At 60.4% G+C, this 280-nt stretch carries 1 pseudogene; it reads left to right on the top strand.

Going from position 1 to position 280, the window contains the following annotated elements:
- Positions 1 to 280: pseudogene (locus tag AAEZ10_RS27265) on the top strand (sensor domain-containing diguanylate cyclase); the annotation flags it as partial.

Raw genomic sequence — 280 nt, 5'->3', positions numbered from 1 at the left:
ATCGCGGCCACTCGCCTGGGCCTGATGGCCGAACAGCTTCAGCTGATCAGCGCTGCAGAGCTGAAGTCGTATGTCGGTAGCGGACGCGCAGGCTGGATCGGTGAAGGGCCCACACAACTGGCAGTCTATCCACTGGATCGAGTCGCCCAGGATGGCACGCCGTTGCGTGAAGCGCTGTTGGTGGAATACGACTTCGCGCCGATGCTTGCGCAGACCAAACGCGAAGCCTGGTTCTATCTGGCTCAAACGCTGACGTTGCTGCTGTTGCTTGGCGTGATTC

Origin of the sequence: Pseudomonas sp. H26/SER47-MNA-CIBAN-0231 (genome assembly GCF_040310465.1) — a bacterium.
GTDB lineage: Bacteria > Pseudomonadota > Gammaproteobacteria > Pseudomonadales > Pseudomonadaceae > Aquipseudomonas > Aquipseudomonas atacamensis.
The sequence above is the reverse complement of the archived record's forward strand: the minus strand, read 5'-3'. Positions and strand labels throughout refer to the sequence as shown.